This is a genomic window from Streptomyces sp. NPDC088246, from assembly GCF_044741025.1.
In the GTDB taxonomy this organism is placed as follows: domain Bacteria; phylum Actinomycetota; class Actinomycetes; order Streptomycetales; family Streptomycetaceae; genus Streptomyces.
Genome location: NZ_JBIURV010000009.1, coordinates 1 through 19,625, shown reverse-complemented (window position 1 = coordinate 19,625; position 19,625 = coordinate 1). Strand labels below are relative to the sequence as shown.

Here is a 19,625-nt window from a genome sequence, read left to right as displayed (position 1 = left end):
GCGCATCACTCCGAGATCGCGGTGTAGCGGCCTTCGGCACCGCGGCCGCCCCAGGGCTCCTCGCGCTCCGACACATCGACCTGTACCCCGTGGGGTTCCAGCGCCTGAGTGATCCGGCGCTCCATCGGCTCGGTCATGAAGTGGTGGTGCAGATCCAGCCGTTCGAGATGGGTGAGCGGCTGGCCGTCCAGCAGCGCCGCCGCGCCCTCGTCACCCAGCGTGCCGTGCGACAGGTCGAGGGTGCGGAGCTGGGCGATGACCGGGGCACCCGCGACGGCGGCCGCGATCTCGTTCTGCACCTCGCTGTTGCGCAGACCGAGGTGGCGGAGGCGGGGGAAGCGGGAGCCGGAGAGCAGGGGTGCCAGGTCCGCCACATCGGCGTCGCCCCCGTACGCGGAGACGCCGAGCCAGAGGTCGAGCCGCTCCAGCGCGGGCAGTTCGCTGTCCAGGATGCCGCGGATCACTCCGACCGGCAGGCCACCGGTCTCGATGGTCAGCGAACGCAGCCGCTCGTGCTTCGTGGGGGAGAAGACCAGACCCGTGCCGCCGCGCACGCCCAGCTCCAGCAGACCGGGGAACGCGGTCAGCAGTGCGGTGACATCGGACTGTTCGATCCAGGAGATCTCGTTCTCCTCCGGGGTGATGTCGCCGACGAAGACGGCCTCCAGCGCGGTCAGCCGGTCTGCCGCGGCGATGACCAGATCGATCGGGTAGGACGACGTCTCCTCGTACGACTCGCCCCACTGACCGATGATGAGCGCCCGCACACCGGTCGGGTCAACCGCCGTCATAAACGCCTGGAACGCCTCCTCCCAGGTCATCTCGCACTCGTCGTCGTACGGATCGACCGTGATGCGCCAGGCCGCCGCATCGGCGGCCTGCACCGGTGTTTCCTTCGTCGCGTGCTGGAAGTCGACGGCGGGAAGGCCGAGCAATTCGTGCAGATGGTCCACACCGGACATGACCCTGCGCTCCTGGTACTGGGGGACGGCTGATGTCCGCAAGGTTTATCAAGCCGCACTGACAACGGCGTGACCGGGGACGGTCCGTGACATGTCCACCGACGACCGTGGGAGCCGGTCGCCGATCGATTGGACAGAACACTCGCAGGACAGCCCAGCAGGACGTCAGTCAGACCCTGAGCCACGACCACCGGAACCCGCTACGAGTATCAATGTCAGACCCTCCCTCTAGCGTTTTCCTCGTGGCCGGCACAGCGGGTGCGGCCATCGAGGGGAGACTTCTGTGTACCGGCAGGGCGATGTACTGATCGTGTCGTTGGAGGAGTCGGCGGTGCCCGCGCATCTTGCGGACGCGCCGGGCGAACCGAGGGACGGCCGGGGGCGGATGGTCCTCGCGCTGGGCGAGGTCACCGGCCATGCCCATGCGGTTCAGGGGCCGGGCCGGCTGATGCGCGAGGCGGGTGCCTTCGGGCCGATGCTGCTCCATCTCCCCGAAGGCGGGCGGGTGGTTCACGAGGAGCACGCGGCGATACCGCTGTCGAAGGGCTGGTACCGAGTGGTGCGCCAGCGGGAGTACGCCCCGGGCGCGGTCCGCATCGTCGCGGACTGACGCCGCCGGGCCCCCGGGCAGCAGCGGATCAGCGTGCCGGAGCACGCAGACACAGAACACCGAACGACATGGAATCAGGGAACGGGGAAGACCGATGCAGTACGTGGACTCATGGCGGGCCGTGGCAGCGGCGACCGGCGCGGCGGACCGGGCCGCGGCCGAGGACGGGCTGCGGCTCGCCTACCGCAGTGCAGGACTTGCCGAGCCGGAGCGGATCGTCTGGGTCGACTCGCCCAGGGCCGCCGTGGAGGCCGTCGAGAAGCTCGTCGACGCCGGACGCTCGGTGCGTGACGAGGTGCGGACCCGGCCCTGGGCGCAGGAGCGGCGCCGGATGTACGACGAGCTGGGCCCGGCGGGCTGGTCCGCCCTGTGGTCCGCCACGGGGGCGCAGCTCTGGGAGACCACGGCGGCGCTCGCCGAGCGGATCAGGGCCGGTGTCGTAGCAGACCTCACGGAACGCCCCGAGGACGAGTCCGATGTCCGGCTGGTGCTGCTCGACGCGGTCCTGGGTCAGCATGACGCGGCCTGGCTCGCCGCGTTCGACGGCCGGGGCGAGCGGCTTGACGGTCTGGCCGAGGTCGCGAGGCACGCGGGCTGGTGGTGGCCGTACGAGCGTGCAGTGGTGATCAGCGAGCGCCCCGAAGCGCTCCACCGGGACGAGGCGGGCCGGCTCGACCGCGGGGACGGCCCGGCGCTCGCCTACCGCGACGGTTTCGCGCTCCACGCCTGGCGGGGCATGCCCGTGCCTGCCGAATTCCTCGCGGAACTGAACTCCCTGACCGCCGAGCGGATACGTGAGGAGGAGAACGCGGAACTGCGCCGCGTGATGCTGGAGTTCTACGGTTACGACCGCTACCTCACCGAGTCGGGCGCCGAGCCGGTCCATCGGGACGAGACGGGCGTCCTCTGGCGGATCGCGCTGGACGGCGACGAGGACGTGGTGATGGTCGAGGTCGTCAACTCCACCCCGGAGCCGGACGGAACCCACCGCACCTACTGGCTCCGGGTGCCGCCCGGCATGAGGACCGCGAAGGAAGGTGTGGCCTGGACCTTCGGACTTCAGGGGGATGCATACGCACCCCTGCGCCAGACCTGATCTTCGTCGGCCGAGCAGGCGGAGCGCCTTTCAGATCCCGGCGTCGAGGTGGGTGCCGATCCGTATGAAGGCCTGGACCAGCGGCGCCGGGGGGACCGAGGGCGACATGACCTGGGAGGCGAAGTGCACGATGACCAGGTCCAGTTTGGGGGAGATGAACAGGCGCTGCCCGTGGATGCCGCTGGCCATGAAGGACTCGTAGGGGTCGTTCAGGACCCACCAGAGGTCGTCAGCTCGGTCAGCGAAGGTGTTTCGGTCATGCGCCCACTCCTGTCGGTGCTGCCAACTGAGCATTACCGTACAGCGTGTCCAGAAACGTGGCCAGGCCCGTTCCGGTCGGCAGACCTATGCGCCCGACTCGGCCGCCGGAGGGTCGAAGGCGCCCGGGGCGTCGGACGGGGCGAGTCCGGAGGCCCAGACACGGCCGTACACGGACAGGTCCCGGAGGTGTCCGGTGATCTCTGCGGCGCTGTAACCGGTGTCGTTCTCGACCCACCAGGTCAGTACGCCGATGAGCTCGCCGGTCCAGGCCCGGGCGATGACGTCGAACGGGATGCGTGGCGTGACGCCGAGCTGCGCCGCGCGCTCCCGGAAGACGGTCTCGACGCGCTTGCAGATGATCGCGGAGAACTCGCGCAGGGCGCGCCCGTCGCCCTCTCCTCGGAGAATGACCTGGTAGACCCGTCTTTCCTGCTCCGCGTGCCGGAAGATGTAGAGCACCGGAAGGCCGGTGAAGCCTTGCGTCTGCGCCTGTTCGACTGCGGGCAGGAGGCGCTCGCGGTCCTCTGCCAGATCCCGGACGATTCCGAGGAGCAGGTCCTCCTTGTCCCGGTAGTGCGCGTAAAAGGTCGCGCGGGCGACATCGGCGCGCTCGGCGATCTCTTCGACGCTGAGCGCGTGGAATCCCTTCTCCAGGACGAGGTCGACGAGGGCCGCGCGCAGGGCGCGGTGGGTGCGGCGGACGCGGCGGTCACCTGCAGTCTTCATGCCCTGGATTATTGCGTCTTCCTTTCGAACCGTTGACCGGCAGGCTGCCGCGCGTTACGTTTCCCGCCATCGAGATCGTTAACAGACAGTCTGTTCAGTTACGGAGTCGTCATGAACCTCGGGCGATATGTGCGCAGGACCAGCAGCCACCATCCCGAAGCCGAAGCCGTCGTCTGCGGCAGCACGCGGCTCACCTATGCCGCCCTCGACGAGCACAGTGACCGGCTCGCCGCCGCGCTGCGCGCCCTCGGCCTGACGGCCGGAGACTGCGTCGCGACGCTGGCGGCCAACCGCGCCGAACTCGTCGTCACCGAAGTGGCCCTGTACAAGGCCGGACTTGTACGCGCCCCCGTCAACGCACGCCTCGGCGTCCAGGAAGTGGCCCATCTGCTGCGCGAGTCGCACGCCCGGGTGCTTCTCGTGGACGCCGCCCACGTGGAGGCGGCCCGGCAGGCCGTGCCGGGCAGCGAGGTGAAGAGCGTGATCGGTTTCGACGGACCGGGCGAGCTCGGTCCCGGCTACGCCGAGGTCCTCGCCGCCACCCACCGCGAGCCGGTCGATGTCGACTGCGACGAGGACGACACGGCCGTCCTGCACTTCACCTCCGGCTCCACCGGCAAACTCAAAGCGGCGACACAGACGTATGGCAACCGTCTCGCCCTGATGCGCAAATCCGTGATGAACGCGCACACCCGGGTCGGCCCCGGGGACAAGCAGATCCTGGCCGGCCCCGTCACCCACGCCTCCGGCATGCCTCTGATGGGCATCTTCTTCGCCGGTGGATGCGCCGTGGTCATGGAGCGCTGGGATGCCGAAGCCTTTCTCGCCACCGTCGAACGGGAACGCGCGACACACGCGTTCGTCGTACCGACCATGATCAATACGGTGCTCGCACTGCCCGGCCGGGGCGCCTACGACGTCTCCAGCCTGCGCCAGCTCATGTACGGTGCCGCACCGATGTCACCGGCGCGGATCCGCGAGGCGTGGCAGCTGTTCGGACCCGTGCTCTCCCAGGGATACGGCTGCGGGGAGACCACCTCCGGCGTGCTGTTCCTGTCGACCGACGATCACCGGCGCGCGATCGAGGGCCAGGACGAGGAGCTGCTGCTGTCCTGCGGCCGCCCCCTCACCGAGGCCGAGATCAGGATCGTCGACGAATCCGGTGCCCAGGTCGCCGACGGCGAGATCGGTGAGATCGCCGTCCGGGGCCCCGACGTCGTACCCGGTTACTTCAACGAACCCCGCCTGACCGCCGAGACCTTCCACGACGGCTGGTTCCATACCGGCGACCTCGCGCGGCGTCGTGGCGACGGCTACATCTTCATCGTCGACCGCAAGAAGGACATGATCATCTCCGGCGGTTTCAACATTTACGCCGTCGAGGTCGAATCCGCCCTGCACCAGCACCCCGACGTGTTCGAGGCGGCTGTCGTCGGGATCCCGGACTCCGAATGGGGCGAAGCCGTCAAGGCCGTCGTCGTCCTGCGCGACGGCGCGGAGCTTCAGGAGAGCCGGCTCATCGACTTCTGCGCGTCCCGGCTTGCCCGCATGAAGAAGCCCCGCTCCATCGACTTCGCTGACGCCCTTCCCCACAACCCCAACGGCAAGATCGACCGCCGTGCCATCCGCGAACGCTACTGGACCGGCGCCGAACGCCGCGTGCACTGAACGGACACCACTCATGACCTTCACCCTCGAACCGTCGTACGACGACAACCCCCGTCTGCAGGAGCTCGTCGAAAGGCTCCGCACCCACCTGCGCGACGAGTTGATCCCCTTCGAACAGCAACGGGGCATCACCCCCGAGACCAAGGTCGACCGGTCCGTCCTCGAACAGGTGTGGAAGCGAAGCCGTGAACTCGGTTTCTACGGCATCAACCTGCCGCCGGAGTACGGTGGGCAGGGCCTGTCACTGGTCGAACTGTGCGCGCTCAAGGAGGAGTTGACCGCCTCGGGCGCCGCCCTGTCCCACTCGGTCCTCGGCGACATGGGTGGCCCGCTGCGTGCCGGAGCGATCCTTCACCATGCCACCGAACACCAGCTGCAGCGCTACCTCCTGCCCGTGATCCGCGCCGAGCGTGCCTGCTGCTTCTCCATCACCGAGGACGACGCGGGCTCCGACGTCCGGCGCATGACCACCACCGCGACCCCGGACGGCGACCACTACGTCCTCAACGGACGCAAGGTGTTCAGCTCCGCCGCCCCCTTCGCGGACTTCGCCGTCGTCGTCGTCAGAATGGCCGGCACCGAGGAGTCGTACAGCGCTTTCCTCGTCGACCTAGACACCCCGGGCTGTCAGGTGCTGGACGGCGAAATACCCATGTCCGGCCAGCAGATGGAGGGCGACCTCCTGTTCGAGAACTGCAGGGTACCCGCCGAGAACCTCCTCGGCGAGATCGGACAGGGACTGCGCATCGGCATCGGACGCATCACCCTCAACCGCCTGTTGCACTGTCCTTCCCTGATCGGCGCCGCCCGCCGCGCCTGGGACCTGTCAGTCGACTACTCCAAGAACCGGGTCGTCTTCGGCCGCCCACTGCTCGCCCTCCAGGCCATCCAGCACAAGCTCGCCGAGATGGCCACCGACATCTACGCCGCCCGTTCCATGGTGATGACCACCGCGGCCAGGGCCGACGGGGGCGCCGGCATCGGTGTCGAGGCGAACATGTGCAAGCTGTTCACCTCCGAGTCCTGCTTCCGCGTCGCCGACCAGGCCGTACAGATCCATGGCAAGGCCGGACTGACCCACGGTCACGAGGTCGAGCAGATCTTCCGCACGCTGCGCATGTTCCGCATCGTCACCGGCACCACCGAGATCCACAAGAACGCCATCGCCAAATCGCTCGTGTGACCCGGCGGGCCGGGAGCTCCCGGGCCCCGGCCCGCCCACCGGCTCACCACCTGCCCACGAGCACGGCACAGGCTCGTGCGGCCCCTCGACACACCAGCTGGGCCCATCTGCACCCCCGCACCCGCGCAGGAGTCACCCATGGTCACCCGCCCCACCGAGCCCGTCACCAGCCGCGCAGCCCCGCACCCGAGCATGCCCGAACCCGGCTACAACCCCCGCCGCGCCTGGCTGATCACTGCTCTGATCGTGGCCTTCATGGTCATCAACTACGCCGACAAGTCCGTCCTGGGCCTGGCCGCCGTCCCGATCATGGACGAACTCCACATCAGCAACGCCACCTACGGTCTGATCTCCAGCTCGTTCTATCTCCTGTTCAGCCTCTCCGGGCTGCTCGTCGGCTTCACCGCGTCCCGCATATCGAGCCGGATGCTCCTGTTCACCCTGACCATCGTGTGGGCCGTCGCCCAACTGCCGGTCCTTTTCGTGGCCACCGTTCCCACGCTCATTGCCGGCCGCGTGCTGCTGGGAGCCGCCGAAGGGCCCGCGGCCCCGATGTCCATGCACGCCCTGTACAAGTGGTTCCCCACCACCAGACGCGGACTGCCCTCCGCGCTCCAGATCGGTGGAGCAGCTCTCGGCACACTCATATCGGCGCCCCTGCTCACCTGGCTCATCAGCGACTTCGGCTGGCGCTCGGCGTACGCGGTGCTCGCGCTGGTGTGTGTCGTCTGGAGCCTGGCCTGGTTCAGGCTCGGTCACGACGGTCCCTTCGGGCAGGACGGCTCCTTCGGACACGCCCCCGAACCCGCGGCCGCCGCAATCGCGCCGTCGCGCCGTCGCCCGCCCTATCGCAGACTCCTGCTGAACGGGACCGTACTCGGCTCCATAGCCAGTGCTTTCGGCGCGGCCTGGGCCCTCTCCCTCAGCCAGGCCTGGCTCCCCGTCTATCTGAGAACACAGCTGGAGATGACGCCCGCCCGCGCGGCCACCACCATCAGCGTCATCTCCGCCTTCAGCCTCGTCCTCCTGCTGACCCTCTCCCCGCTCGTCGACGCCCTGAAATCGCGCGGGGTGTCCAGCCGCTGGTCCAGCGGTGTCCTGCAGGGTGCCGCCGTGGTCGTCGCAGGTACCGCGATGGCCGTCTTCCCCTTCGTCGATGCGTCCGGACCGCGCCTCGTGCTGATCGGGGTGGCCTTCGGCGGACACGCCATCGCCATCCCCCTGCACTACATGACCACCGCGGAAGTCGTACCCCCGCGCCAACGAGGAGCACTGTTCGGCATCGTCGCGGCCACGGGCACGCTGCCCGGCCTCGTCGCACCCTTCCTCACGGGTCGCATCATCGACACCGCAGGCTCGGAATCGGCCGGTTACCTCGTGGCCTTCCTCATCGCCGCCGCGGTCATGCTCACCGCCGGAGTCTTCGCCATCGCAGCCATCCGGCCCGAACGCGACGCCGTACGGCTCGGCATCCCCCACCCGGACCGCCGGGAAGCCGGCGCGCCGGGGTGATTCCGGCGGGGGAGGCGTTTCAGGCCGTCAGTGCCGCACGCTCGATACCGAGTTCCCGGGCGAGGGCCTCGTCGGTCCAGGCCAGCATCGTGGCCCGGGAAAGCGGACCCGCGTACGACGTCATCTGCACGGCCAGGCCGTCCAGCAGGGCGGTCAGCCGCCAGGCCACGGACATCGGGTCGTCGCAGTGGAACTCACCGGCGGCGGCGCCCTCTTCGATGACCTCGGCCAGCTCCGCCTTCCACTGCTGGTCGAGATCGCCGGCCACATTGCGCAGAGCCGGGTCGCGCAGCGAGGCCGCCCAGCCCTCGATCCACAGCCGCCAGCCCTTGGCCTGGCCCGTCGGGGCGTACCAGCGGACCGCGGCGCGCAGCCGCCGTACCGCACTGGTGCGGCGGCTCAGCAGCTTGCGCAGATGGGCGAGGTCGGCCTCGGCGGCATGCGCGAAGGCGGCCGCGACCAGCTTCTCCTTGGTCGAGAAGTGGTAGAGCACGAGCGCATTGCTCACACCGAGCACGGCAGCCACGTCGGCGATCCGTACCGCTGCGACCCCCCGCACCTCGATCTGTTCGACGGCAGCGCGCAGGAGCTCCTCACGCCGTTCCGCCACGCTCAACCGCACTCTTGCCACGGCGTCACCCTAACGAATGTGCGGGGCCCGGGCAGGCCGGGGGCGGAGCCGCGTACGGCCCCGCCCCCTGTTCATCCGACGCCCGGGGCGCCGGCCTGCACCGTCAGCACCAGGTGTCGGCGCAGCCGGAGTTGTACGCGTCGATCAGGGTCTCCGTCAGCGAAGCACCTGAGGTGTCGGTGACGGTGGACTTCAGATCGACCTTGGCGGTCCCGAGGGCCGGCACGGTGACCTTCCAGCGGCCGTCCGCCCCGCGAGCCGCCGCGGCCTGCTTCCAGTCGGTGGCGTCCGTTGCGTACCAGACCTTCAGTGAGGCGATGGGAAGCGCCTTCCGGCTGCCCTGCGCGGACAGACCGACCGTGTAGTCGAGCGGTTTTGCGGGGTCGGCCGCGTTCTCGCCGGTGAGCGGCAGCCGGTAGTCGAGGTCGAGCAGCCGGGCCGGTGCGGCCGAGTTCTCGTGCCCGGAACGCAGACGCCACTCGCTGGTGATCCTGGTCCCGAGCATCCAGGTCACCGGATCCGGCGACGTACGCGTGGCATCGACGGTCAGCCGGTACCAGCTCTCCTTGCGCGGCAGGTCGAACGTGGCGCGTCCCGGTGCGGCGTTGCGGGCCAGCACCTTTCCGCTGTCGTCCGCCAGGACCGTGCTTCCGCTGTCCGCACCCGGTGCCGTCTCGGCCCGGTGCCCGGCCGCGTCGGAGAACACCGGGAGTGCCACCTTCAGCTTGTCGCCCTCCCTGACGACCTGGGCGGCACCGGCCTGCTTGCCGAGCGCCGGGTTGAAGGGGGCGGACATCCAGTCGTCCCGGTAGTCACCGTCCTTGCGGTACACGGTGGGCGGACCGCTCAGCGTCCCCAGCGGGTAGACGCGGTCGCCGACGTCGTACTGGTAGTGGAAGGTGGCCGTCGTCCACGCCACGTCCGGGGTGAAGTACAGCGTCTGCTCGGACGGCGGACGGTAGCGGGTGAGCTGCTGATAGAGCGTCAGCCCGTGCCAGGTGGTCCAGGCGTACATGCCCTTGGGGTCGGACGGGTAGCCATGGGTGCGCTGTGTCGTCCGCACCTTGGCCAGCCCGGACCGCCGGTCGAACCAGTCGGCCCCGGCCGGGACCCGGCCGTCGACCGAGTGGTGCAGATAGTAGGCGTCCGCCCCGGTGCTGACGCCGTCGAGCGTCAGGGTCAGCGGCCCCTCGGCCAGCCGGTCCCGCAGCGGGGGCACGCTGGCTTCGTCCAGCCGGAGCACCGGCGTCGGCCGGTAGACGGAGAGCCCGTAGCCGACGTACATGATGGCGGCCGTGCCCGCGTCGGTCAGTTTCTGGTAGAGCGCGTTGTTGAACGAGGTCTGGCTGGTCGCCGGTGTCCACAGCACGATCTTGCCCTTGAGGTCCATCGCCGCCGGGTCGGTGTCGGCCCCGGTGCCGATGTCGACGACCTCGCCCGTGGCGGTGCCCAGCCAGCTGTAGATGCTGTACTGCGACAGCAGCAGCTTCAGCGCGTTCGCCGAGGAGCCGGGCTCGTGCGCGTCGACCTCACGCTGCTGCCAGCTGAGCCCGCCGAAGAATGTCAGCCCGTCCAGTGCCGCCCCGGTGGTGGGTACGGCCTCGACGCGGTACTGACCGGCGGAACTCGGCGCGACCAGACCGCTGTCCACGGCGCCGGAGCCGGTGCCTGTCCGCGAGACGATTCCGGTCGCCGACTGGAGGGTCACCCGGGCGGACCCGTCGTCCACCCCGATCCGTACCGGCTTCGCGTCCTTGGTGTCCAATGCGACCGAGGTGTCCTGATCCACCGTCACCCGCCGGGCGAAATGGATCGCCGTGGTGCCGACGACGGTATTGCCCACCTTGTCGTACTCCCAGGTGTGCCCGAGGGCCCGGTAACTGCCGCGCGGCAGCGTCACCTTCTTCGGGGTGGTGCCTGTCAGCCCGATCAGCTGGGACGCGCCGGTCTTCTCGTTCTGCAGAACCACGCCCGTCGAGGTGTTCTCGCTGCCCTCACGCGGCGCGGGTCCGGTCAGGGTGAGGGTGTACGTCTGCGGATCGGCCTGGATCGAGACGGGCACGGTCGCCCGTCCGCCTCCCGGCCAGGTCGCCGTCACGGCACCGCCGTACGTCGTGCCTGCCTCGACCCGCGACGGTTCGAGCGTGACCGTCGAGACGGCGGAGGAACGCGCCGGCACGGTCAGCGTCTGTGCGTCGAGACGCACCGCACCGCCCTGCCCCGCGGAGAGCCTCAGCCTCACGGGCTTGTCAGTGGTGTTCGTCCAGGTCAGCTCGCGGCTCTGGGGCTCGGCGGAGGCGTTCGGGTACGTGGTGCGGGCGGCCAGGGTGGCGGGTTCGGCGAGCACCGCGGTGGCCAGTGCGGCCGGTACGTCGGCGAGGCCCGATCCGGTGTCGGAGACTGTCGCACCGTCCACCGGCGCGGCGCTGCCGATCAGTGCCGCCTTCAGCCGGGCGCCGGACCAGTCGGGGTGCCGCTGCGCCAGCAGGGCCGCGGCGCCCGCCACATGCGGGCTCGCCATCGACGTACCGGAGAGCGAGGCGTACCGCTCGGTGACGGCGGCGTCGTCCAGGGTGCCGGCGGCACGCGCGGCGACGATGTCACTGCCGGGGGCGGAGATCTCCGGCTTGACGGCGGGCCGGCCCTGACGCGGTCCGCGTGAGGAGAACGCCGACATCTCACCGGACTTGGTGACCGAGCCGACCGTCAGAGCGGCGTCGGCGGCACCGGGCCCGCTGATCGTCCGGTCGCCACTGTTGCCCGCGGCGATGACGAAGAGCGTGCCGTGCTCGGCGGAGAGCTTGTCGACGGCGGCGGACAGCGGGTCGGTGCCGTCGGATGCCACGGTCGAGCCGAGGCTCATGTTGACGACCCTGACATCCTGGTCGACGGCCCACTGCATGCCCGCCAGGATCCAGGAGTCGTAGCCGTAGCCGTCGTTGCCGAGCACCTTGCCCTCGACGAGCTCCGCACCCGGTGCGACACCCGCGTACCGGCCATCGGAGGCGGCCCCGGAACCGGCGATGATCGAGGACACATGGGTGCCGTGGCCCTGCATGTCCTGCACATCGCCGTCTCCGGTGAAGTCCTGCGAGGCGACGACGGCGCTCTTCAGATCGGGGTGGTCCCGGTCGTAGCCGGTGTCGAGGACGGCAACTCTGGTGCCCTTCCCGGTGATCCCGGCACGATGCGCCCGGTCGGCGCCGATCTGCGGTACGGACCTGTCGAGCGTGGCCCGCACCCTGCCGTCGAGCCAGACCTTGCCGATGCCCTCGGTGCGGGCCCGCGATTGGGTGCCGAGCTGTTTCCAGACGGTGTCGGCCGACTTCTTCGGCACATTCAGCGCGGTGGTCTGCGTGGTCGGGAATGCCGCGACGACCCGTGCGCCCTTCGGGGCGTCGGGGCTCCCGGACGACGATGCGGCACCGCCGACGAGGATGCGCAGCGAGTCCGTATCGGCATCCGCGTAGCCCGAGGCGACGAGCTCGGTCACATCGAACAGCCGCTGGTCCACACGGCCCCGGGAGATCTGGCCCATGGCGTCGATCGGTACCGCGTACTCGTGGCCCCCGGCCCGGAAGCGGGTGAAGCCCATGCCCTCGCGGCCGGTTCCCGGCACGATCGAGCTGATCTGTACGCCGTCCCCACGGCCGGAGTACGTCACCACATCGCCGGTCAGCAGGGTGACGGTGCTGCTCCCGCCGGCCGTTCCCGGGGATGTGGACGGAGCGGCGAAGGCGGGTGTGTTGTCGGCAGCGGCGGGCAGTGTTCCACCGGCAAGGGCGGCGGCAAGCGCGGTGGCGCAGACCGCCGCCCATCTGGTCCGTCTCATTCTCACCTCGTGAACTCGTGTGTTTTCAGGGGGTGGTGAGGTGAGAGTGTCAGGAGCATGGCGGATTGGAGCTGGGTCGGGGCTGGCGGGAAGCTGCCATGGCAGCTATACGCCGTACACGTGGACGGTCGGCCGGAACAGCCTTGACCGGCAGTGCAGTTGGGTTCAGCGGTACCAGCCGAACCGCTGCGCCATCACCGGCAGCCGGTCGGCTACGATGGCATGGGCGGCGGCCCGCGGGGTGCAGTCGTCGGCCTCGGCGCGGGCCAGCATCAGGTCGATCAGGGCCCGCATCGAGCGGCGGGTGTGCCCGAACGCCTCGTCGGCGTCAGCACCGATGTCACCGAACAGCGTCCACCACCACCAGGCGTTCGTACCGGAGTTGACGACCACATCCGGCAACACCGTGATCCCGCGCGCCGCGAGCAGTGCCTCCGCCTCCGCAAGCACCGGCATGTTCGCCGCCTCGACGATCCAACGTGCCTGTATCCGCGCCTGGTTGGCGGTATCGATCGCGTACGAAACGGCTGCCGGGACCAGTATCTCGGCCTCCTGCTCCAGCCATGCGTCCGCGGGCAGCTCCCGGTCGCCGTCCCGGAGCGCGCCGCGGTCCACCGTTCCGTACCCGTCCCTGGCGGCCAGCAGCGCCTCGACGTCCAGGCCGGCCGGATTGGCGATCGTTCCCTTGACGTCGGCCACGGCGACCACCGACAGCCCGGCCCGCGCCAGGAACCGCGCCGTCGCCCCGCCCATGGTGCCGAGCCCCTGTACGGAGACCCGGGCCTCCCGGTACGGGACGCCCGCCCGGTCCAGCGCCGCGAGCGCCGACTCGGCGACACCGCAGCCACCGACCAGCTCGTCGAGCCCGATGCCGTCCACCTCGACGGCGAACGCGTCGGCGAGACGCTGCCGGGCCGCCGTCTCGTCGTCGAGCAGGGGATAGACGGCCTGGATCGAGGAGACGAGCCCGGCCTCGGCCGCCGCCCGGTCCACGATGTCCTGGGTGAGCCCCAGGTCCTCGCCCGTCGTCCACACGTTCTCGATGTACGGGCGCACGGCCCGCAGATAGCGCACCAGAACGCCGTAAGCCTCCGGGTCGCGCGGGTCGCAGTCGATGCCGCCCTTCGCGCCGCCGAGCGGTATGTAACGGGCCCCCGTGTCATCGGCGTTGAAGTGGAGGGCCTCCTTCATCGTCATGCCGCGGGCCAGCCCCGCGACCTCGTCGAGCGTGCAGCCTGCCCGCATCCGCAGCCCGCCGCTGGACACGCCGCGCACCAGCCGGTCGACGACCAGGTGCCCCTGACGGCCGGTGATGTGGTCGGTCCAGGTGAGCGAGATCAGGGGGGCGGACGGGGCGGTAGGATGGGACACCGCAGGTGTCGTCATCGGGGGGTCTCCTCGGTCACAGTGATCACGGTGGGCCCGGGGGTGGTCAGGGCCAGGGACAGGGCGCGGGCGAGCGCCTCAGGGGTGTCGGCGCGGGTGCCGTGGCCGCCGTACGCCCGCGCCAGAGCGGGCAGGTCGACGGACGGAAGATCGACGCCCGTGGGGGTGTCGCCGCGCGCAGTCATTTCGTCGCGGATCTCCCCGTAGCCCCCGTTGTCGAACACCACGAGGGGCAGCGGCAGCCGCAGCTGGGCGGCCGTGGCGAGCTCCTGCACGGAGAACTGCAGCCCTCCGTCGCCGCTGAGCGCCACGACCTGCCGGTGCGGGTACGCGGTCTTCGCGCCGATCGCCGCGGGCAGCGAGTAGCCGAGGGTGCCGAAGCCGGTCGGATGCAGATAACGCCCGCGCGGGCAGGTGGGGCAGGGCGCCGTAGTAGCAGCACTGCGCACTGTCCGAGGTCCAGATCGCGTCGGCGTCCAGCACGGCCCGTGCAGCTCGCAGATACGGCACCCAGCGGGCGTCGCGCTCCGCGGTCTCGGCGTCCCGTGCAGCGCGCAGCGCCCGCACCGCGGCGGCACCCTCCCGCGCACCCGATTCCCCGGTTGCCTCCTCCAGCGCCTCCCGCAGCGCCTCCAGTGTGGGGCGCGCCGCGCCGACCAGCGCCAGATCGGCGGGCAGTCCCGCGTACATCTGGGCGGGGTCGATGTCGACCCGGATCAGCGTGCCGACGAGCGGCGGCGGCGCGGACCACAGATCGGACTCGGCCAGCTCGGTGCCGACCGCGAGCACCGCATCGCAGTCGGCCAGCCACTTCTGTACGGACGGGCTGTGCAGCGACACTCCGAGCGACAGTGGATGCGTCTCGTCGACGATCCCCTTGCCGTTGGCGGTGGTGACGACCGGGGCGGCCAGGGCCTCGGCGAGTGCCCGGCACCCGGCGGACGCGGACCGAGCCCCTCCGCCGAGGACCACGGCGGGCCGCCGGGCCGAGCGCAGGACCCGGGCCGCGTCCCGGAGCGAGGGCCCGGCCGGGCTCTGGGCGGACAGCGGTGGCGTGAGCCGCACCGGTCCCGCGGGCTGCGCCGTCTCCAGCAGATCCAGCGGTACCTCGATATGGACCGGGCGCGGCCGCCGGGTACGGAACAGGGTGAACGCACGCGCCACCGCCGAGCCGATCTCCTCGACCGTCGACACCCGGTGGCTGAACGCCGCGACCGCGCGCAGTGCCTCGGTCTGGCTGCGCATCTCGTGCAGCAGACCGGTCGGCTGCCGGGGGTGGCGCAACGGCATCCCGGGCGACACGACCAGCAGCGGCACGCTGTCCGAATACGCCTGACCGACCGCTGCCGTGATGTTGAGCAGGGCCGGCCCGGTGGTGGTGATCGCCACCCCGGGCCGCTCGGTGACCCGTGCGTACGCATCCGCCGCGTATCCCGCGCCCTGTTCGTGCCGGGGCGTGACATGTGCGATGCCGTACGGGGCCAGATGCCGGTAGATCTCCAGGTTGTGCGTTCCGGGAATTCCGAACGCCCTGGTGACCCCGTGCGCCGCCAGGGCGCGCACCACGGCCTCGCCGCCGGTCAGCGACGCATTTCCCGGCTGTTCGAGCACGCCGGCTCCCTCCACTGACAAGCCGATACCAACAGGTCGATTTACTGAATCGCCGGTCAGTATCGGAAGGTGGAGGCACCCCTGTCAATGCGGCCACTGCTGAATCGTCGTTCAGTGGCCGGACCGCATCGGTCAGCGGCCTGCGGAGTGCTGCACCTCACACCGGTCCCGTAGCCGAAGCCCATGTACCAGCTGCAGCCGACGGTGGCCGAGGACGCGATGACGGCCGGCGCCTTCGAATGCCGTCCGGCGGCGCCGCGGGACGCCGCCGGCGGGCCGCGTTCACGGGTGTGACGGACGGGGGTCCGCCGGATGTGACGCGGGAGCACGGCCGAATGCGGAATCCTCTGGCGGGCACGGACGTTGGATTCGGCATGACGGGATTCGATGCACAGCAGGACGCGCTGCTCGGGCTGCTCGGTGAGGAGAACGGCGGCGTACTCGTGACGCTCAGGCGGGACGGCACGCCCCAGCTGTCCAATGTCAATCACTCCTACTACCCCGAAGAGCGCATCGTCCGAGTCTCGATCACCGAGGACCGGGCGAAGACGAAGAACCTCCGCCGTGACCCGCGGGCGAGCTACCACGTCACCAGCGCGGACCGCTGGGCGTGGACGGTCGTGGACGGCACGGCCGAGCTGACCCCGGTCGCCGCCGATCCGCACGACGCGACGGTGGAGGAGCTGATCACGCTCTACCGCGACGTCCAGGGCGAACACCCCGACTGGGACGACTACCGCACTGCGATGGTCCGGGACCGCCGGGTCGTACTGCGGCTGCGCATCGAGCACGCGTACGGGCAGCCGCGTGGCTGACGGAGCCAGGTCCGGCGATCAGCCCGCCGGGCCGTTCCGTTCTCGCACTGTCGTACCCCCCGCCCATAATGAGACGACACCGACTCCCTCAGGAGATGCTGTGACCGGCGCTGACCCCTTGCCTCCGCTCCGCACCCGGCTGCGTTTGCTGCGCCCCGCCGCATTCGGCGCCGATCCGGGCGGTGCCCGCATGGAGCGCATCCGCCGCTCGCCCAACTTCGCCGACGGCGTCTTCCAGAACCCGGTGGGGGCACGGACCAGACCGTCCGGATCCACCCTGGAGTTCGCGAAGGTCTACTTCCGCAAGGAGGAGCGGGCGCGCAGGGCGCCGGTCGGCACCATGCCCGTTCACGCCACCACCTACGCCGACCTCGCCGAACCTCCCGCCACCGGGCTGCGGCTCACCTGGATGGGCCATTCCAGTGTGCTCGCCGAGATCGACGGCCGACGGGTGCTTTTCGACCCGGTGTGGGGCGAGCGCTGTTCGCCCTTCGCCTTCGCCGGGCCCAAGCGGCTGCACCCCGTGCCGTTGCCGCTCGCCGCGCTCGGACCCCTCGACGCGGTGGTGATCTCCCACGACCACTACGACCACCTCGATCTGCCGACGATCCGCGCCCTCGCGGGCACGGACACGGTGTTCGCCGTCCCGCTCGGTGTCGGCGCCCATCTGGAGCGGTGGGGCGTGCCCGCCGACCGGATGCGCGAACTGGACTGGAACGAGACCACGAAGATCGCTGGGATCAGCCTGACCGCCACCCCGGCGCGGCACTTCTGCGGCCGCGGTCTGCGCAACCAGCAGCACACGCTCTGGGCGTCCTGGGCCGTCGCGGGGCCCGAGCACCGGATCTACCACAGCGGTGACACCGGCTATTTCTCCGGCTTCAAGGACATCGGCGCCGAACACGGCCCGTTCGACGCGACGATGATCCAGATCGGCGCGTACTCCGAGTACTGGCCCAAGAACCACACGGACTGTACTCCACTCCCCGGTGGGTGGCCCGACATACACATGACGCCCGCTCAGGGGATCCAGGCGCACCTCGACCTGCAAGGGGGCAAGCCGCACGGTGTCATGATGCCCATCCACTGGGGCACCTTCACCCTCTCCATGCACCCGTGGGCAGAGCCCGGCGAGTGGACTAAGGACGCCGCCGAGGAAGCCGAGCAGCCGGCCGCATTTCCCCGGCCGGGTGAGCCCTTCGAACCCGCGGGAAGGCTTCCCCTCGATCCCTGGTGGCGTTCCGTGGCTGCCCCGATTGCGCACCCCTGGCGCCGTCCCAAAACAACGGACGTGGCTCAGGGGCAGGACAATCGCGATCTTGATCTCGCAGGTGAGCGGTGACTCGGGGCAGGGATGAAAGCCTGAACGCAATGACACAGGTGTTCGCCAATTTGACGGAGGCCGAACAAAAGCAGGCGATCCAGGCGCTCGACGGTCCCCCTCGACGGGGGAGGGCTGCTGAGGCGCGGCAGTACATCCCACTGCCCACTTCACGAAAGCCATCCGGCATCCAAGTCGAGACGCGGATCGTCAGGTCCTGACACCGAGGTCCCACCCTTCCGGCCAAAACAGCGGGGTGGGGCTTCCGTATAACTGACTTGATCTTTAACCTGTGCGGTGTGGACGCGGGGTTGTCGAATTCTTCGTCCGTCGTTTTGCGGGACCCGGTGTCCTGTCGCACCGATTCCTCATGCCGTTTGTCAAGCTGCGAGAGCGGTGGGAGGCACGGGCTCGTAGTACCGTCCGTCGCGCAGGAGGGCCCAGAGGACGTTGACACGGCGGCGGGCGAGGGTGAGGGTGGCCTGGGTGTGGCGCTTGCCCTCGGCTCGTTTGCGATCGTAGCCGCGGGATTCCTCGCACCGTCGGATGCTGAACAGCGCAGAGGTGTAGAGGACGCGCTGGAGTGTGCGGTTGTAGCGTTGAGGGCGTCGCAGGTTGCCGCTGATCTTCCCGGAGTCCCGTGGAGCCGGAGCGACCCCGCCGAAACCGGCGAGGCGGTCGGACGTGCCGAAGGCGGCCATGTCGCCGCCGGTGGCGGCCAGGAACTCGGCGCCGAGGATGACACCCAGGCCGGGCATGCTGGTGATCACCTCGAAGGTGTGGTGGTCGCGAAACCGGGCCTCGATGAGTTTGTCGAGCTCGGCGACCTTCTGGTTGAGGGCCACGACCTCCTTCGCCAGCTCTACGAGCCGGGAACCGGCCGATTCTTCCAGCAGGACCCTGAGTACGGTGGAGGTGCCAACGCCTGCGCGTACTGCGACGGCGTCAACTGCCAGGACATCGACGGGTTCGCCAGCTGCAACCTGAACTACGACCTCGGAAAGACAGAGACCAGCGACAAGAGCGCCTTCAATTACTGGAAAAGCCACTTCAAATCCATCTTCCCCATTCCCGGCCGCCCCGGGAAGATCACCAAGAAGGGGTAGAAGTTCACGCCTCGGCCCGTCGTCGCCAGCATCTGTAGTTCCCGGTGAAGGTCAACAGCATTACGAAGAGCCATCTCCAGTTGGGCGTTCGGCCGGGGCATCCGGACGGGCGCGGAGGCTGGATAGGTTTCGACCTCTTCAAGAAGAAGGCGAGAATGAAGTGGGAGGTGCGGGGCTACCTCGGAGGATTGGCGGCCATCGCCGACCGGAGCTTCAACCAGGCCAGAGCCAAGCCGTACTGGGACAAGCTGGCCAAGAGCCTCCGCAACACCATCAAGAAGAATTTCTGAAGACATCGGTTTCACAACCCCCCGCCCTCCATCGAGAGTGCACAACATGCCCATCAAAACGATCAAGATCTATCTGGCAGTGGTCCTCATTGCCGGACTGGTCCACGCCGGCGGGATATTCGACAAGGACGTGACGTTCCTCGTCTGTCTTGCGATAACCGTTCCGTGTTCCATCCTCACGTCACCGCTTCTCTACTTCGTGGTGGCTCCCGCGCTGGCCTTCATCGGAATCCCTCCTGCTGTGGGGCAGGTCGTTTCCGATCTCGGATATGCGTTGGTCGGAGGAGTGCTGAACGTGCTCCTGGTGAAGGCGGTCGTAGCGGCCACCAGGACCTTCCGGGCCCCACGCTCCGCCTGAGCAGGATGCGCTTCGCAACCGGCCGCACGTGGAACGCGGCCGGGAACACGGGTTCCCCGGGATGACCGGGAGGCTCGTGAAACCGGCCCGCCCGGGCCGGTGACGGCCCCAGAGCCGCCGCAGAACGAGCCGTGAGCAGCCCATGTGGGGGTGTGGGGGGGGGGGGGGGGGCCCCCCCCCCCCCCCCCCGCCCCGGGGGGGGGGGGCGTGTCGGCGCCCCCCGCCCGCCCCCCCCCCCGCCGCCCCCGCGCCGCACA

At 69.7% G+C, this 19,625-nt stretch carries 17 protein-coding genes and 2 pseudogenes; 10 read left to right on the top strand and 9 right to left on the bottom strand.

Annotated features, from left to right (window positions below):
- Positions 1–5: 5 nt before the first annotated feature.
- Positions 6–962, bottom strand: a complete 957-nt coding sequence (locus ACIPEK_RS14685; protein WP_401995300.1) for an STM4015 family protein — start codon at positions 960–962, stop codon at positions 6–8.
- 283 nt (positions 963–1,245) lie between these two features.
- Between ACIPEK_RS14685 and ACIPEK_RS14680 the strand changes: the two genes are divergently transcribed.
- On the top strand, positions 1,246–1,572 hold the full coding sequence (locus tag ACIPEK_RS14680; protein ID WP_383072149.1) for a hypothetical protein: 327 nt from the start codon (positions 1,246–1,248) through the stop codon (positions 1,570–1,572).
- Between the two features lie 94 nt (positions 1,573–1,666).
- Positions 1,667–2,668 (top strand): DUF6745 domain-containing protein, encoded by a 1,002-nt coding sequence (locus ACIPEK_RS14675; RefSeq protein WP_401995297.1) that lies wholly within the window; start codon positions 1,667–1,669, stop codon positions 2,666–2,668.
- A 30-nt stretch (positions 2,669–2,698) separates the two neighbouring features.
- Here the strand turns inward: ACIPEK_RS14675 and ACIPEK_RS14670 are convergent, their stop codons facing one another.
- Both ACIPEK_RS14670 and ACIPEK_RS14665 read right to left on the bottom strand, forming a co-directional pair.
- Positions 2,699–2,962, bottom strand: coding sequence for a hypothetical protein (locus ACIPEK_RS14670; protein WP_401995294.1), 264 nt, complete (start codon positions 2,960–2,962; stop codon positions 2,699–2,701).
- Positions 2,963–3,013: 51 nt separating this feature from the next.
- Complete coding sequence (locus ACIPEK_RS14665) at positions 3,014–3,655, bottom strand: TetR/AcrR family transcriptional regulator (RefSeq protein WP_383072152.1); 642 nt, start codon at positions 3,653–3,655, stop codon at positions 3,014–3,016.
- Between the two features lie 111 nt (positions 3,656–3,766).
- Here ACIPEK_RS14665 and ACIPEK_RS14660 point away from each other — a divergent pair, with 111 nt between their 5' ends.
- The 3 genes from ACIPEK_RS14660 (at position 3,767) to ACIPEK_RS14650 (ending at position 8,018) form a co-directional block, all read left to right on the top strand.
- Positions 3,767–5,323 carry a long-chain fatty acid--CoA ligase gene (locus ACIPEK_RS14660; RefSeq protein ID WP_401995291.1) on the top strand — a complete coding sequence of 519 codons (1,557 nt, stop codon included), beginning with the start codon at positions 3,767–3,769 and terminating at the stop codon, positions 5,321–5,323.
- 13 nt (positions 5,324–5,336) lie between these two features.
- The gene (locus tag ACIPEK_RS14655; protein WP_383072154.1) at positions 5,337–6,506 is read left to right on the top strand and encodes an acyl-CoA dehydrogenase family protein; all 1,170 of its coding nucleotides are present in this window, start codon (positions 5,337–5,339) and stop codon (positions 6,504–6,506) included.
- Positions 6,507–6,644: 138 nt separating this feature from the next.
- Complete coding sequence (locus ACIPEK_RS14650) at positions 6,645–8,018, top strand: MFS transporter (protein ID WP_401995288.1); 1,374 nt, start codon at positions 6,645–6,647, stop codon at positions 8,016–8,018.
- Positions 8,019–8,037: 19 nt separating this feature from the next.
- Here ACIPEK_RS14650 and ACIPEK_RS14645 read toward each other — a convergent pair whose 3' ends face one another.
- From ACIPEK_RS14645 to ACIPEK_RS14625, 5 genes and pseudogenes are all read right to left on the bottom strand, one after another.
- Positions 8,038–8,649, bottom strand: coding sequence for a TetR/AcrR family transcriptional regulator (locus ACIPEK_RS14645; protein ID WP_401995285.1), 612 nt, complete (start codon positions 8,647–8,649; stop codon positions 8,038–8,040).
- Positions 8,650–8,752: 103 nt separating this feature from the next.
- Positions 8,753–12,481, bottom strand: coding sequence for a S8 family peptidase (locus ACIPEK_RS14640; RefSeq protein ID WP_401995282.1), 3,729 nt, complete (start codon positions 12,479–12,481; stop codon positions 8,753–8,755).
- Between the two features lie 165 nt (positions 12,482–12,646).
- Positions 12,647–13,867, bottom strand: a complete 1,221-nt coding sequence (locus tag ACIPEK_RS14635; RefSeq protein ID WP_401995279.1) for a Glu/Leu/Phe/Val dehydrogenase dimerization domain-containing protein — start codon at positions 13,865–13,867, stop codon at positions 12,647–12,649.
- On the bottom strand, positions 13,864–14,316 hold the full coding sequence (locus tag ACIPEK_RS14630) for a thiamine pyrophosphate-dependent enzyme (RefSeq protein WP_401995843.1): 453 nt from the start codon (positions 14,314–14,316) through the stop codon (positions 13,864–13,866). Before ACIPEK_RS14630 ends, ACIPEK_RS14635 begins: the two co-directional genes overlap by 4 nt.
- Positions 14,317–14,551: 235 nt before the next feature.
- Positions 14,552–15,430: pseudogene (locus ACIPEK_RS14625) on the bottom strand (thiamine pyrophosphate-binding protein); the annotation flags it as partial.
- 422 nt (positions 15,431–15,852) lie between these two features.
- Here ACIPEK_RS14625 and ACIPEK_RS14620 point away from each other — a divergent pair.
- Together ACIPEK_RS14620 and ACIPEK_RS14615 are read left to right on the top strand one after the other, a co-directional pair.
- Positions 15,853–16,293, top strand: a complete 441-nt coding sequence (locus tag ACIPEK_RS14620) for a PPOX class F420-dependent oxidoreductase (RefSeq protein WP_401995276.1) — start codon at positions 15,853–15,855, stop codon at positions 16,291–16,293.
- Between the two features lie 100 nt (positions 16,294–16,393).
- Positions 16,394–17,635, top strand: coding sequence for an MBL fold metallo-hydrolase (locus ACIPEK_RS14615; RefSeq protein ID WP_401995273.1), 1,242 nt, complete (start codon positions 16,394–16,396; stop codon positions 17,633–17,635).
- 359 nt (positions 17,636–17,994) lie between these two features.
- On the opposite strand, the pseudogene ACIPEK_RS14610 reads toward ACIPEK_RS14615, so the two are convergent.
- Positions 17,995–18,504 (bottom strand): annotated as a pseudogene (locus tag ACIPEK_RS14610) (transposase); the annotation flags it as partial.
- Between ACIPEK_RS14610 and ACIPEK_RS14605 the strand changes: the two are divergent.
- From ACIPEK_RS14605 to ACIPEK_RS14595, 3 genes are all read left to right on the top strand, one after another.
- A complete protein-coding gene (locus ACIPEK_RS14605) occupies positions 18,394–18,720 on the top strand; it encodes a hypothetical protein (RefSeq protein ID WP_401995855.1) in 327 nt (108 codons plus the stop codon). The pseudogene ACIPEK_RS14610 and the gene ACIPEK_RS14605 overlap by 111 nt on opposite strands.
- Positions 18,721–18,875: 155 nt before the next feature.
- Positions 18,876–19,010, top strand: a complete 135-nt coding sequence (locus ACIPEK_RS14600; RefSeq protein ID WP_401995270.1) for a hypothetical protein — start codon at positions 18,876–18,878, stop codon at positions 19,008–19,010.
- A 46-nt stretch (positions 19,011–19,056) separates the two neighbouring features.
- Positions 19,057–19,368 carry a hypothetical protein gene (locus tag ACIPEK_RS14595; RefSeq protein WP_401995267.1) on the top strand — a complete coding sequence of 104 codons (312 nt, stop codon included), beginning with the start codon at positions 19,057–19,059 and terminating at the stop codon, positions 19,366–19,368.
- The last annotated feature ends 257 nt before the right edge of the window (positions 19,369–19,625 follow it).

What these genes read in the sequence shown, in the direction of transcription:
- ACIPEK_RS14685 (WP_401995300.1), bottom strand. Translation starts at nt 962, where the DNA reads ATGTCCGGTGTGGACCATCTGCACGAATTGCTCGGCCTTCCCGCCGTC.
- ACIPEK_RS14675 (WP_401995297.1), top strand. Translation starts at nt 1,667, where the DNA reads ATGCAGTACGTGGACTCATGGCGGGCCGTGGCAGCGGCGACCGGCGCG.
- ACIPEK_RS14670 (WP_401995294.1), bottom strand. Translation starts at nt 2,962, where the DNA reads ATGCTCAGTTGGCAGCACCGACAGGAGTGGGCGCATGACCGAAACACC.
- ACIPEK_RS14665 (WP_383072152.1), bottom strand. Translation starts at nt 3,655, where the DNA reads ATGAAGACTGCAGGTGACCGCCGCGTCCGCCGCACCCACCGCGCCCTG.
- ACIPEK_RS14660 (WP_401995291.1), top strand. Translation starts at nt 3,767, where the DNA reads ATGAACCTCGGGCGATATGTGCGCAGGACCAGCAGCCACCATCCCGAA.
- ACIPEK_RS14655 (WP_383072154.1), top strand. Translation starts at nt 5,337, where the DNA reads ATGACCTTCACCCTCGAACCGTCGTACGACGACAACCCCCGTCTGCAG.
- ACIPEK_RS14650 (WP_401995288.1), top strand. Translation starts at nt 6,645, where the DNA reads ATGGTCACCCGCCCCACCGAGCCCGTCACCAGCCGCGCAGCCCCGCAC.
- ACIPEK_RS14640 (WP_401995282.1), bottom strand. Translation starts at nt 12,481, where the DNA reads ATGAGACGGACCAGATGGGCGGCGGTCTGCGCCACCGCGCTTGCCGCC.
- ACIPEK_RS14635 (WP_401995279.1), bottom strand. Translation starts at nt 13,867, where the DNA reads ATGACGACACCTGCGGTGTCCCATCCTACCGCCCCGTCCGCCCCCCTG.
- ACIPEK_RS14620 (WP_401995276.1), top strand. Translation starts at nt 15,853, where the DNA reads ATGACGGGATTCGATGCACAGCAGGACGCGCTGCTCGGGCTGCTCGGT.
- ACIPEK_RS14600 (WP_401995270.1), top strand. Translation starts at nt 18,876, where the DNA reads ATGAAGTGGGAGGTGCGGGGCTACCTCGGAGGATTGGCGGCCATCGCC.
- ACIPEK_RS14595 (WP_401995267.1), top strand. Translation starts at nt 19,057, where the DNA reads ATGCCCATCAAAACGATCAAGATCTATCTGGCAGTGGTCCTCATTGCC.